The following is an 11,523-nucleotide window of genomic DNA, read 5'->3' as shown; positions in this document are numbered from 1 at the left end:
GTCTCCGAGAGGTGTTTTGAAAGGGAACAAATACAAAAGAAGCGGCCCTTGGGCCGCTTCTCTTAGAACAGGAACTTATTCCTGATTAGCGGTGATGTAGTCGATAGCCGCTTGAACAGTGGTGATCTTCTCGGCTTCTTCATCAGGAATTTCGGTATCGAATTCTTCTTCCAGCGCCATTACCAGTTCAACGGTATCCAAAGAGTCAGCGCCCAGGTCGTCGACGAAGGAGGCAGCGTTTTTAACGTCTTCCTCTTTAACACCCAGTTGTTCGATGATGATTTTCTTTACGCGTTCTTCGATGTTGCTCATGACCTGAATTTTCCTTTAAAAATACGCTATTTGCGTCTGGTTGGGGTAGTTTATTCAATTGACGTGAGTTTGCAAGTAGCTTGCCGCTGGTCAAACCACGAAATGTGCCAAACTTCGGCGTACTATCGCAAATTTGAACAGATCTTACGACAAATTGATTACACCATGTACATCCCGCCATTAACATGCAGGGTTTCGCCGGTGATATAGGCTGCTTCATCAGAAGCCAAGAATACCACAGCTGCGGCAATTTCTTTTGGATCACCCAAACGGGCGGCAGGCACCTGACTCATGATGCCGGCACGTTGATCGTCATTCAGGGCACGGGTCATGTCGGTTTCGATGAAACCGGGGGCAACCGCGTTCACTGTGATACCACGGGATGCCACTTCCCGCGCCAACGATTTGGTAAAACCAACCAGACCGGCCTTGGCGGCAGCATAGTTGACCTGACCGGCATTGCCCATGGTTCCCACCACGGAGCCAATGCTGATGATGCGACCGTGACGTTTCTTCATCATGGCACGCAACACCGGTTTGCTCAGACGGTAAAGCGAGGTCAGATTGGTATCGATGATCTCGTTCCACTCGTCATCTTTCATCCGCATCAACAGGTTGTCACGGGTGATCCCCGCGTTGTTGATCAGGATGTCGATGTCGCCAAAGCGCGCCTTGATGGCGGCGAAGACGGCTTCGATGGATTCCTGGCTGGTCACGTTCAGTGCCATGCCGCAACCATTGTCGCCCAGATAGGCGCTGATCGCCTCGGCACCGCTCTCGCTGGTCGCCGTACCGACCACTTTCGCGCCACGGGCCACGAATGTTTCGGCAATCGCACGGCCGATGCCACGACTGGCACCGGTCACCAACACAACCTTATCGGTAAAGCTCATCTCTTGCTCCTGTTTACTTGATCTGGGCCAGCGCCTGCTCGAAAGAGGCTGCATCGTTGGCGTGAATACCTTCCACGCGCTTGTCGATGCGCTTGGCGAGCCCGGTCAACACTTTGCCCGGTCCCATCTCGATCTCGAGGGTAACCCCCTCATTGGCCATCCGCTCGACAGTCTCGGTCCAACGAACCGGGCTGAACAGCTGACGTACCAGCGCTTGCTTGATGGCGGCCGGATCCTGTTCACAGGATACGTCGACATTATTGATGACCGCGATGGTTGGAACCTTGATCTCGATCCCGTCCAGCGCAGCTGCCAGTTTTTCTGCGGCAGGTTTCATCAGCGCGCAGTGAGACGGCACGGAGACAGGCAGCGGCAGCGCACGCTTGGCGCCCGACTCTTTCATCAGCACGTTGGCTCGCTCAACGGCCTCTTTGTGACCGGCGATAACCACCTGACCCGGGGAGTTGAAGTTGACCGGAGAGACCACCTGCCCTTGTGCCGCTTTTTCGCAGTTGGCTGCGATGGATTCGTTATCCAGACCGATGATAGCCGCCATGGCGCCGGTGCCTTCCGGTACCGCTTCCTGCATGGCCAGACCACGCAGCTCGACCAGTTTGACCGCATCGGCAAAATCGAGGGCGCCGCTGCAAACCAGCGCGGAATACTCACCCAGGCTGTGACCCGCCATCATGGCAGGGGTTGCCCCACCCAGCTGTTGCCACAGGCGCCACAGGGCGACAGAGGCAGTCAGCAGTGCAGGCTGGGTGCGCCAGGTTTTGTTCAGATCTTCAACCGGACCATCCATCACCAGGGCAAACAGGTCATAACCCAGCACCTGGCTCGCCTCGGCGAAGGTCTCCTTGATCACGGCATGTTGTTCGGCCAGCTCGGCCAGCATGCCAACGGACTGGGAACCTTGTCCCGGGAAGGCAATGGCAAATTGGGTCATCATTGATTCCTTTTAGATAAGACAAAAATGAAATCGGTGACGGAATGATGGAGACATCATCCCGCCGAAGATCAGAGGCGAACCAGTGCCGAGCCCCAGGCGAAACCGCCACCAAAGGCTTCCAGCAGTACCAGCTGACCCGGTTTGATCCGGCCATCCCGCACCCCTTCGTCGAAAGCGACCGGAACGGAAGCGGCAGAGGTATTGCCGTGCTTGTCGAGGGTCAGCACCACTTTATCCAGGCTCATACCCAACTTCTTGGCGGTGGCGCTGATGATGCGGAAGTTGGCCTGATGCGGCACCAGCCAATCCAGCTCGCTCGGTTCAATACCAGCAGCGGCCAGCGTTTCGGTTACGATCTCGCTCAGACGGGTGACCGCGACCTTGAAGACATCGTTGCCCTTCATATACATGTAGGCTTCGAGCTCGGCACCCGGCATGCCGCGACGAGGGTGCGGCAGCTTGAGCAGCTCGCCATAACGGCCATCGGCATGAAGATGGGTAGAGAGGATACCCGGCGTCTCGCTGGCACCGACAATCACAGCCCCTGCCCCATCACCAAACAGGATGATGGTGCCGCGATCTTGTGGATCGCACATGCGGGAGAGTACATCGGCCCCGACGACCAGCACATGGCGGGCGGCGCCGGATTTGACGAACTGATCGGCAATGGCGAGTGCGTAGGTGAAACCGGCGCAGGCTGCAGCCACGTCAAAGGCAGGAATGCCCGGAACACCGAGCAGCCCCTGCAGCTCGCAGGCGGCAGCCGGGAAGGCATTTTCAGCACTGGTAGTGGCCAGCACTATCATATCGAGATCGGCAGCGGTCAAACCGGCTGCATCCAGGGCGCGCAGAGCGGCCTGGTAAGAGAGGGTGGCAACGGTCTCGTCAGCCCCGGCAATACGGCGCTCACGGATACCGGTGCGTTCTACGATCCACTCATCACTGGTCTCAACCATCTGCTCGAGATCGGCGTTGGTACGCACTGAACTCGGCAGGTAGCTGCCAGTACCCAGAATTTTGCTATGCATAGAGTTCTTATAGATCCCTGTCAGAGAAGACAGCTTCAAGGCGATCTGCTATTTGCAGTGGAAGTTGATGTTTGGCCTCTTGTGCGGCCAGCAGGATCGCATTACACAGAGCGCGCCGTTCGGCCCGCCCATGACTTTTTACCACAATGCCGCGCAATCCTAACAGACTTGCCCCGTTATACTGGTCGGGGTTCAGGTAAGAAAAGCGCCGTTTGAACATAAATCCGGCGATCCGGCCAAGAAAAGTGCGTTTCTTGCGGGGATATCCGGCCAGGTGGGCCATCATCCGCACCACCCCTTCTGCCGTCTTGAGGGCGACATTGCCGACAAAACCGTCGCAGACGATCACGTCGCTGTCGCCGCTGAAGATGCGATCCCCTTCGACGAACCCGACATAATTGAGCGCGTGGCACTGACGCAACAATTCGGCGCTGTGGCGCACCAGATCGTTGCCCTTGATCTCCTCCTCGCCGATGTTGAGCAAGGCAACACGGGGGGATGCAATGCCTTCTACCTTTTCGGCAACGACAGAGCCCATCACCGCAAACTGCAGCAAGGTATCCGCATCGCAACTGACGTTGGCGCCTAGATCCAGCATCACAGTACGTTTGCCGCTCAATGTCGGCAGCGCCTTGATAAGGGCAGGTCTATCTACCCCGGGTAGGGATTTGAGCACGCACTTGGCCATCGCCATCAACGCACCGGTATTGCCGGCACTGACGCAGGCATCGGCCTCACCGGCTTTCACCAGATTGAGTACCACCCGCATGGAGGAGTCTTTCAGAGTACGCAGCGCCACGATCGGTTTATCGCCCATGCCAACCACTTGGGATGCATGTACGAAACGGACTCGGGGATGATTCAGCAAGCCATGTTGCTGCAGCAGAGAGAAGGTCTGATGTTGGTCGCCGACCAGGATCAGTTTTAGCTGGGGTAAAAGAGACAGTGCCTGCACGGCGGCAGGCACTGTTTCCGAGGGGCCAATATCTCCCCCCATGATGTCTAGCGCGACAGTTTGCGTAGACAAAGGCAATCCTTAAGCGATTACCTTTTTACCGCGGTAGAAACCATCGGCAGTCACGTGGTGACGACGATGAATTTCGCCACTGGTCTGATCAACAGTCAGGGCAGCGGTGGTCAGCGCATCGTGGGAACGACGCATGCCACGCTTGGCACGGGTTTTACGGTTCTGTTGTACGGCCATTGTAGGCTAACTCCTAAATTCACTTACGTTTAAGCTCTTCAAGAACTGCAAAGGGATTCGGCCGCTCATCAGCAGGTTCGATTTCACCCCAGGTCATCTCCATGTTTCCTCTCGGGCATGCATCCAGAGAATGCATTGCGACTTGAGGCAACGAGAGGATGAGTTCATCCTCAAGGATTTGATGAAGATCTATCTCGCCGTTTTCGTCCAACTCAATGGGCTCATAAGCTTCCGGCAGTTCTTCCTCGTTTGTTCTTTCGAACAGCGGAGTGTAGATAAATTCAGCTTCACAGAGGTGTTCGAATGTCTCTCCGCAACGTTGGCAAACCAGGTCAACCTTGGCATGGGCAGTGCCTTTCATAACGGTCAACTTCTGGACATCTTTGCCAAAGTGCAGTGATACATCGATATCACTCTGCAAGCCAGCGGTTGATTCCTCCAGCCTGGGCATCTGCGACTTTTCCACTATCCCGATGTAATCGAGCAGTTTCAAGGCACTACGGACTGGATCAACCTTAACGGGCAACTTCACCTTTTGCATAGGGCGCGAATAATATAGGTCCAACAACTGATAGTCAAAGGAAAAAGTCCTTACCGCCGATGATTTTAACATCACAAGTCCCTAGAATGCCGGTACCTGCTTTCATCGGTAACTCGATTATGCCACAGAATCTGATCCTCGCCTCAACTTCTCGCTATCGCAAAGCCCTGCTGGAGAAGCTCGGTCTCCCCTTTGAATGTGCCGCCCCCGATGTGGATGAGCGACCACTGGCTGGCGAATCCGCCGAGGCGCTGGTGGCCAGACTGGCTCGTGCCAAGGCTGATGCCATCGCCGGGCAACGTGATCACGGCTTGATCATCGGATCTGATCAGGTGTGTGTCTGCGATAATCACATCCTCGGCAAACCGGGCACCATCGACAATGCCATCGCCCAACTGATGGCGGCTCAAGGTCGCAGCGTCACCTTCTACACCGGCCTGTGCGTGGTGAATGCCGCGACAGGCAAAGCTCATCAACTGGTGGAGCCTTTTACCGTCCATTTTCGCAACCTTGACGAATCCGCCATTCGCCGCTATGTAGAGGCTGAACTGCCCCTCGATTGTGCGGGCAGTTTCAAATGCGAAGGGATGGGGATCGTGCTGTTCAAGGGGCTGGAAGGGCGCGATCCTAACGCCTTGATCGGTCTGCCATTGATCGGCCTGATCGAACTGCTGGAGCGCCACGGTATTGCCCTGCCCTGATTGCGGACGAATAGATAAGCTAGATCGAGGATATAAAAAGCCCGGTCAATACACCGGGCTTCTGTTATCAATCAGATTGATGTCTGTTAAAAAGAGGCGTCTACAACAGCGCGCGAAGAGCCGTCATGGAGTCCACCACCGCCACAGGTCCGTGACGACTGAGGGCATCCCGACTATCTACACCCCAAGTAACGCCGATGCGCGGCATGGCGATCGCCTCGGCCATCGCCATATCGTGAACAGAGTCGCCGATCATGACGGCCTGACGGGGTGACAGCTCCAACTCGTCCAGGATCTGCTCAAGCATCATCGGATCAGGCTTGGAGCGAGCCTCATCGGCCCCGCGACTGGTTACAAACAACGGGCGCAGTCCGGTCTCATCTAATACCCGATCCAGCCCACGGCGTGATTTGCCGGTCGCGACGGCCAGTTGCAGCCCTCGTGACCGCCAATCATGCAGCAACTCCCCTGCCCCGGCAAACAGCGGGCTGGGGGTCGCATCGTGCAGATAGTGATGACGATAGCGATCGATGAGTGCGGCAATCTGGCGCTCATCTCTGGTAGCGCCACTGTCACTGCATAAGGGGAACAGACGGGACATGGCGACATCAAGGCTCAATCCGATGATCTGCCGGATCTGGGCTGGAGCAGGAACCGCCAGCTCACAATCTCTGGCGGCCCCCTGCACACAGGCCACAATCCGGCCCACCGAATCCATCAGGGTACCGTCCCAATCGAAAATGGCGAGCCGGATATCCTGCATCAGCGTGGCAAGCCGTTGAGGAAGTTGTCGAGTTCAGGTGCCAGCGGCGCTTCTACCTGCATCTCGCGACCATCGGCCGGATGGGTGAAGCTGAGCTTCCAGGCATGCAAAAAGAGCCGTTTTAGCCCTTGGCTGCGCATTTTCTCGTCAAACGCCGCTTCACCGTACTTATCGTCACAGGCGATCGGATGACCTGCATGCAGGGTGTGCACGCGGATCTGGTGGGTACGACCAGTAATGGGGCTGCACTCGACCAGAGTCGCTTCGGCAAATTGACGCACGATGCGGAACCGGGTTTCGGAGGGCTTGCCATCGGCACTGACCCGTACTACCCGTTCACCGGATTGCAGATCGTTTTTGCGCAGCGGAGCATTAACCACCTTGACGTGAGCCTGCCACTTGCCACGCACCAACGCCAGATACTGCTTGCGCATGGTCTTGACGCGCAACTGCTCATGCAGGCTGCGCAGGGCGCTGCGTTTTTTGGCAACCAGCAATACACCAGAGGTGTCGCGATCCAGTCGATGAACCAGTTCGAGGAAGCGGGCTTCCGGACGCAGTGCGCGCAGCCCCTCGATAACGCCAAAGCTCAGGCCGCTGCCACCGTGTACTGCCATGCCGGAGGGCTTGTTCAGCACGATCATGGCATCGTCTTCGAACAGGATCTGGCTCTCCAGACGCTGGATAACCCCGAGGTTAGCTGAAGGCAGCTCATTCTTCTCGGCAACGCGCACGGGGGGCACCCTCACCTCGTCACCTGCGCAGAGTTTGTACTCCGGTTTGATGCGCTTTTTGTTTACTCGCACTTCGCCTTTACGAAGGATGCGATAGATCAGGCTCTTGGGGACGCCCTTTAGCTGAGTCTTGAGAAAATTGTCGATGCGCTGCCCGTCATGCTCAGCTTCGATGGTGAGCAGCTGCACTTGTTGTTGTATCTGTGTCATGGCGCGGATTTTAACACTGCCAGCGCCCCTTGGCTGCATGGTTTGTTGAAAAATGGCGTCTTGCTATAAAAGAGGTTTAAATGGGATAATAAACAAGGTTTTGTCATTGTGTTCAAGCCTTGTACTAAGTGGCCAAAAAGTATGCCACCCAATCCCGAAACACCGTGTATACAAGAACATGACGGTTCCCGGGTGCGAGGTACAACGCATGGAGAACACAAACATCACCGTTTATTTGTCTCCATTTCGGCATCCTTATTCATTCCTTCTCGAGAAGTGATGACCAGAACGCCCTTAGTTTGCGCCTCATGCATACCCCAACCGGGAGGTTGCCCCAGTATGCTGAAGACCCGAGGCCGGCGCTGGCAGGACCCAGATGGAGGAAATCAAAATGACACAATAATGAGAACTCAATGAAAAGAATGCTTATCAACGCAACTCAAGAAGAGGAGTTGCGCGTAGCGCTGGTTGACGGACAACAGCTCTACGATTTGGATATTGAAAGTCCGGGACACGAGCAGAAGAAAGCGAACATTTACAAGGGTAAGATCACCCGCGTAGAACCCAGCCTTGAAGCTGCTTTTGTTGACTACGGCGCCGAGCGCCACGGTTTCCTGCCGTTGAAGGAGATCGCCCGCAATTACTTCCCCTCCGGTTACTCCTATCAGGGTCGTCCCAACATCAAAGAAGTGGTCCGCGAAGGTCAGGAAGTTATTGTCCAGATCGACAAGGAAGAGCGTGGCACCAAGGGTGCAGCCCTCACCACCTTTATCAGCCTGGCAGGTAGCTACCTGGTACTGATGCCCAACAACCCCCGTGCCGGTGGTATCTCCCGCCGCATCGAGGGTGATGAGCGGACTGAACTGAAAGAAGCCCTGAGCGGATTGACCGTGCCGGAAGGCATGGGCCTGATCGTACGTACCGCAGGTGTGGGCAAGTCGCCAGAAGAGCTGGAGTGGGATCTGAACGTTCTGCTCAACCACTGGGACTCCATCCACAAGGCCTCTCAGGAGCGCGCTGCGCCGGTGCTGATCCACCAGGAGAGCAACGTCATCGTGCGTGCCATCCGTGACTATCTGCGTCGCGATGTGGGCGAGATCCTGATCGACAACCCGGTGATTTTCGAACGCGCCAAGGCCCATATCGAGCTGGTACGTCCCGATTTCCTCAACCGTGTGAAGCTGTACAAGGGTGAAGTTGCCCTGTTCAACCACTTCCAGATTGAGAGCCAGATCGAATCAGCCTTCCAACGTGAAGTGCGCCTCCCCTCCGGCGGCAGCATCGTTATCGATCCGACCGAAGCACTGACCTCCATCGATATCAACTCCTCCCGCGCCACCAAGGGCGGCGATATCGAAGAGACTGCGCTGCAAACCAACCTGGAAGCCGCCGACGAAATTGCCCGTCAATTGCGTCTGCGCGACTTGGGTGGCCTGATCGTAATCGACTTCATCGACATGACGCCGGTTCGCCATCAGCGCGAAGTGGAAAACCGTCTGCGTGAAGCAGTTCATCAGGATCGTGCCCGCATCCAGCTGGGTCGGATCTCCCGTTTCGGTCTGCTGGAGATGTCTCGTCAGCGTCTGCGCCCCTCCCTCAACGAGTCCAGCAGCCATATCTGCCCCCGTTGCCAGGGTCAAGGCGTGATCCGTGACAACGAATCCCTCGCCCTGTCCATCCTGCGTCTCATCGAAGAAGAGGCCATGAAGGACAACACCGAGCAGGTTCACGGCCAAGTGCCGGTGGATGTTGCCGCCTATCTGCTTAACGAGAAGCGTGCCGCAATCGCCAGTCTTGAACAGCGCAATGATGTGCGTGTTTACATCATTCCGAACCAGCATCTGGAAACCCCGCACTACGAAGTGACTCGCATTCGTCAGAACGAGATCCCGGAAGCGGCCAGCTACGAGCTGAAAACCGAGATTGCCAAGCCGGTCTACCAACCGAAGCAAGCTCAGGTGATCGAGCGTGAGCAACCGCTACTGCAAGGCTTTGCCCAACCTGCACAACCGGCCCCTGTTGCACCGCAACAAGCGGCGGCACCCGTTGCTGCGGCCCCTGCCGAAGCCGGCTTCTTCAGCAAGCTGATCAAAGGCATTACCGGCCTGTTCAGCAGCGATGCAGCCCCTGCCGACGTGAAAGCGCCCGCCGAGAAACCAGCAGCTCGTGAAGCACGCAAGGAAGAGGGCCAACGTCACCAGCGCGAAGAAGGTCGTGGCCGTGGTCAGCGTCCTCGTCGTGACGACAATCGTGGCAACCGCAACAATGCGGAAGCTGGCGAGAAGCGTGAAGGTGGCAACCGCGAAGCCGGTGAAAACCGCAATCGCCGTCCCCGCAAAGAGCGCGAGCCTCGTCAGGAGCGTGAAGCCCGTGGTGAGGTGCGTAGCGAACAGCGCATGGAACGTGAACCCCGTCAGGAGCGCGAACCTCGCGAGCCGCGCCAGGAACGTGCGCCACGTCCAGCCCGTGAACCTCGTGCTCCCCGTGAGCCGCGCGCCGAAGTCGTTGTTGAAGCGGTAGATGCCGTTGATGCAACTGCCGTCCAGCCACGTCAGGAGAAAGAGCAGAAAGTGGCCGAGCGCCGCGAACGTCGCCAACTGCGCAAGCAGATCCGCGTCGATGTCGCCGCTGCTGACACCCCTGCCCTGCCGGTTGACGAAGTACCAGCGCAAGCTGAAGTGATCGATGCCACCGTGGGTAACGAGCAGGAAGAGCAGAGTGAAGGCCAGCGCCGTTCACGCCGCACTCCGCGCAGCCAGCGTATCGAAGGTCAGCGCCGCAAGCGCATCAACGAAGATGCCCGCAGCCAGCGTGACGAAGAACAGCAAGATACCACAACTCTGACCACCGCAGCCCAGGCAGATATTGCCAAAGCGCAGGTTGAAGAGCCGGTAGTGCCTGTTGTTACCATCCCGAGCGCTGAAGCCGTCGCTGCTGCCCTGCAAGCCTCTGCTGCACTGACCGAGCATGTGGTTGTCGAAGCCGTTGCTGAAGAAGCTGCCGAGCAGGCTGCTGCCCAGGTTGAAGCAACTCAAGCCGATGTGACTGCTAGCCCGGTTGTCGAGGTGCCAGCAGAGCCGGAAGTTGCCGTTGTCGCCGCTCCGGCTGTCGACGTGGCGGCTGCTGAAGTCGTTGAAACTGCTCCGGTGGTTGAAGAAGCCCCTGCTGTCAGCACTCCTGTCGTGGAAGCTGTCCCGGCTGCAGTCGAAATGCCAGTTGCGGTTGTCGAAGCCCCGGCTCCTGTCGCTGCTGTTGCGGTGGAAGAGACTCCGGTCGTGACCAAACAGGTAGCTCACGGTGCTGGCCTGCTGGCTCGTGCCCGCAAAGCATCCGCCCCGATGGCAACCCCTGCCGAAGCCCCTGCCCTGCCTGCTCGTGAGCCGGTTAACTACCCGCCGCTGGTACGCAACGAAGTGAGCACATCAGGTCGTCATGGTGGCAGCACTGCCGCCGTCAACGTGGCCACCTGCCCGGCCGGTCGCCCCTAAGCAACCCGGGTTGACCCCCTAAACAAAAGCCACACCAACCGGTGTGGCTTTTTTATTTCTCTTTTCCCCTGTGCACTCACAGACACATTAATACCCATGTTCTGCAAAGCCACTTTGTCTGTTATCTCTCTATCATTGAACACTGCGCTAACTCGTGTTTACTTTTTGACGTAACAGAGAAAGTCCATTTTCTACTTCTATGTTCAGCATGATGCGAATTGAGTTTGTCTGTGTAAAATCTTGTTTGTTGGCATACAAAAAGTTGTATATATGACGATCTACAATGTTCTGGTGTGGGGTTCAAGATCCATTTGATATGGAACCCTCTGGTTCAATGCATACTTGCCAACCAGGGCATTCGGTTGTACCGAAACCTGAATCCTCCTTTCGCAGAAATGGGGAGGTTCGACATAAAGCAAACCTGCCTCAGGTCTTGTTCAACTGATGATCAACTCAGGTTGCATCTACACCGATGCACATATAGGTAACAGTCGGTTGATATAGATTTGCTTTCCGAGAACTAGCCAGCTCCCCCTATCCTAGCGGCAGCACAATCTATACACGGGATATTGGTTACGGCCCTTCCCCATAGAGTTAAGTATTTGGCCCTGATATGCGAAACCTAAGTAACCGCTGCTCAAGGATTCTGTTTAAAAGGCATATAAAAATGCCGCCCGGCTTTGCAACCGGGCGGCAT

General features: G+C 56.5%; 11 protein-coding genes. 2 read left to right on the top strand and 9 right to left on the bottom strand.

Features of this window, described 5'->3' with window-relative positions; genetic code table 11:
* Nucleotides 1-75: 75 nt before the first annotated feature.
* The 7 genes from acpP to yceD form a co-directional block, all read right to left on the bottom strand.
* Nucleotides 76-312: an acyl carrier protein gene (gene acpP, locus AB5Z09_RS20550; protein WP_005300909.1), complete on the bottom strand. Its 237-nt coding sequence runs from the start codon at nucleotides 310-312 to the stop codon at nucleotides 76-78.
* 158 nt (nucleotides 313-470) lie between these two features.
* Nucleotides 471-1,205: a 3-oxoacyl-ACP reductase FabG gene (fabG, locus tag AB5Z09_RS20545; protein ID WP_005351850.1), complete on the bottom strand. Its 735-nt coding sequence runs from the start codon at nucleotides 1,203-1,205 to the stop codon at nucleotides 471-473.
* 13 nt (nucleotides 1,206-1,218) lie between these two features.
* Nucleotides 1,219-2,154 carry an ACP S-malonyltransferase gene (gene fabD, locus AB5Z09_RS20540; RefSeq protein WP_103252011.1) on the bottom strand — a complete coding sequence of 312 codons (936 nt, stop codon included), beginning with the start codon at nucleotides 2,152-2,154 and terminating at the stop codon, nucleotides 1,219-1,221.
* A gap of 71 nt (nucleotides 2,155-2,225) precedes the next feature.
* Nucleotides 2,226-3,185 (bottom strand): beta-ketoacyl-ACP synthase III, encoded by a 960-nt coding sequence (locus AB5Z09_RS20535; protein WP_368196104.1) that lies wholly within the window; start codon nucleotides 3,183-3,185, stop codon nucleotides 2,226-2,228.
* A 7-nt stretch (nucleotides 3,186-3,192) separates the two neighbouring features.
* The gene (gene plsX, locus AB5Z09_RS20530) at nucleotides 3,193-4,212 is read right to left on the bottom strand and encodes a phosphate acyltransferase PlsX (protein ID WP_368196103.1); all 1,020 of its coding nucleotides are present in this window, start codon (nucleotides 4,210-4,212) and stop codon (nucleotides 3,193-3,195) included.
* A gap of 9 nt (nucleotides 4,213-4,221) precedes the next feature.
* Nucleotides 4,222-4,389, bottom strand: coding sequence for a 50S ribosomal protein L32 (gene rpmF, locus AB5Z09_RS20525; RefSeq protein WP_005300935.1), 168 nt, complete (start codon nucleotides 4,387-4,389; stop codon nucleotides 4,222-4,224).
* A gap of 19 nt (nucleotides 4,390-4,408) precedes the next feature.
* Nucleotides 4,409-4,930 carry a 23S rRNA accumulation protein YceD gene (gene yceD / locus AB5Z09_RS20520; RefSeq protein WP_013723766.1) on the bottom strand — a complete coding sequence of 174 codons (522 nt, stop codon included), beginning with the start codon at nucleotides 4,928-4,930 and terminating at the stop codon, nucleotides 4,409-4,411.
* A gap of 119 nt (nucleotides 4,931-5,049) precedes the next feature.
* Here yceD and AB5Z09_RS20515 point away from each other — a divergent pair, with 119 nt between their 5' ends.
* The gene (locus tag AB5Z09_RS20515; protein WP_368196102.1) at nucleotides 5,050-5,631 is read left to right on the top strand and encodes a nucleoside triphosphate pyrophosphatase; all 582 of its coding nucleotides are present in this window, start codon (nucleotides 5,050-5,052) and stop codon (nucleotides 5,629-5,631) included.
* A 100-nt stretch (nucleotides 5,632-5,731) separates the two neighbouring features.
* On the opposite strand, the gene AB5Z09_RS20510 is transcribed toward AB5Z09_RS20515, so the two are convergent.
* Both AB5Z09_RS20510 and rluC read right to left on the bottom strand, forming a co-directional pair.
* Nucleotides 5,732-6,394 (bottom strand): HAD family hydrolase, encoded by a 663-nt coding sequence (locus AB5Z09_RS20510; protein WP_368196101.1) that lies wholly within the window; start codon nucleotides 6,392-6,394, stop codon nucleotides 5,732-5,734.
* Nucleotides 6,394-7,338 carry a 23S rRNA pseudouridine(955/2504/2580) synthase RluC gene (gene rluC / locus AB5Z09_RS20505; protein ID WP_005351815.1) on the bottom strand — a complete coding sequence of 315 codons (945 nt, stop codon included), beginning with the start codon at nucleotides 7,336-7,338 and terminating at the stop codon, nucleotides 6,394-6,396. The genes AB5Z09_RS20510 and rluC overlap by 1 nt, the downstream gene beginning before the upstream one ends.
* A gap of 413 nt (nucleotides 7,339-7,751) precedes the next feature.
* On the opposite strand from rluC, the gene rne reads away from it, so the two are divergent.
* Nucleotides 7,752-10,826, top strand: a complete 3,075-nt coding sequence (gene rne / locus AB5Z09_RS20500) for a ribonuclease E (RefSeq protein WP_368196100.1) — start codon at nucleotides 7,752-7,754, stop codon at nucleotides 10,824-10,826.
* Nucleotides 10,827-11,523 lie beyond the last annotated feature (697 nt).

Source organism: Aeromonas sp. R2-2 (assembly GCF_040908355.1).
GTDB classification, from domain to species: domain Bacteria; phylum Pseudomonadota; class Gammaproteobacteria; order Enterobacterales; family Aeromonadaceae; genus Aeromonas; species Aeromonas veronii.
This window is presented reverse-complemented; position numbering and strand designations above follow the sequence as displayed.

Excerpts from the sequence above, each read along its gene's own strand:
- AB5Z09_RS20535 (WP_368196104.1), bottom strand. The coding sequence starts at position 3,185 with ATGCATAGCAAAATTCTGGGTACTGGCAGCTACCTGCCGAGTTCAGTG.
- AB5Z09_RS20515 (WP_368196102.1), top strand. The coding sequence starts at position 5,050 with ATGCCACAGAATCTGATCCTCGCCTCAACTTCTCGCTATCGCAAAGCC.
- rluC (WP_005351815.1), bottom strand. The coding sequence starts at position 7,338 with ATGACACAGATACAACAACAAGTGCAGCTGCTCACCATCGAAGCTGAG.
- rpmF (WP_005300935.1), bottom strand. The coding sequence starts at position 4,389 with ATGGCCGTACAACAGAACCGTAAAACCCGTGCCAAGCGTGGCATGCGT.
- fabD (WP_103252011.1), bottom strand. The coding sequence starts at position 2,154 with ATGACCCAATTTGCCATTGCCTTCCCGGGACAAGGTTCCCAGTCCGTT.
- yceD (WP_013723766.1), bottom strand. The coding sequence starts at position 4,930 with ATGCAAAAGGTGAAGTTGCCCGTTAAGGTTGATCCAGTCCGTAGTGCC.
- AB5Z09_RS20510 (WP_368196101.1), bottom strand. The coding sequence starts at position 6,394 with ATGCAGGATATCCGGCTCGCCATTTTCGATTGGGACGGTACCCTGATG.
- fabG (WP_005351850.1), bottom strand. The coding sequence starts at position 1,205 with ATGAGCTTTACCGATAAGGTTGTGTTGGTGACCGGTGCCAGTCGTGGC.
- acpP (WP_005300909.1), bottom strand. The coding sequence starts at position 312 with ATGAGCAACATCGAAGAACGCGTAAAGAAAATCATCATCGAACAACTG.
- rne (WP_368196100.1), top strand. The coding sequence starts at position 7,752 with ATGAAAAGAATGCTTATCAACGCAACTCAAGAAGAGGAGTTGCGCGTA.